The 629-nt window shown below is 73.3% G+C and carries 1 pseudogene; it reads left to right on the plus strand.

Annotation, left to right across the window (positions count from 1 at the left end):
• Nucleotides 1-629: pseudogene (locus HG250_RS01125) on the plus strand (chromosome segregation protein); the annotation flags it as partial.

The following is a 629-nucleotide window of genomic DNA, read 5'->3' on the forward strand; positions in this document are numbered from 1 at the left end:
CGCTCTTCCGATAAGGCCGAAGCCGCCGCCGCCGAAGCGCGGGTCGCCGCCGCGCGTGCCGATGCTGACGCTGCCGAAAGGGCGCAAGGCATCGCCGCCGCCGCATTGGCAAAGGCGCGCGACAATCTCGCCGATCGCCGTGACGATGCCGCCGCCCACATTCACCGCATTGCGGCACTTTCGAGCAATCTGGAAGCGGCAAGGCAGCGGCTGGCCGACATGGACCGGCAGCGCCAGCGGCTGGAAGACGACCGCGCGGACGCAGACCGCATCACGAGCGAGGCGGCAGAGGCGCTCACCGCACTGGAACAGGCGCTGGCGACCAGCGAGGCGGATCTGGCGCGGGCTGAAGCCGCCCGCCCCTCCCTCGCCGCCGCGCTGGAGGAACGCGAGCGCGCGAACCGTGCGGCGGAACTGACGCTGGCCAAGGCTTCTGCCGATCAGGCGGGCGTGGAGGCCGATTGGCGGGTGGCGCAATCCGCCATCGCGCAGGCCGCCGCCGAACTCGATCGGCTGGGTGCGGAGCGGCTGCGGCAGGATCGGCTGGCGGCGGAGCTTGCCGGCGGGGACGATCCGCAGCGACAGGTGGAGCAGGCGCGCGCGGCCGCCGATGCTGCGCGTGCGGCGCT

The organism is Pseudopontixanthobacter vadosimaris, assembly GCF_012979275.1.
GTDB lineage: Bacteria > Pseudomonadota > Alphaproteobacteria > Sphingomonadales > Sphingomonadaceae > Pseudopontixanthobacter > Pseudopontixanthobacter vadosimaris.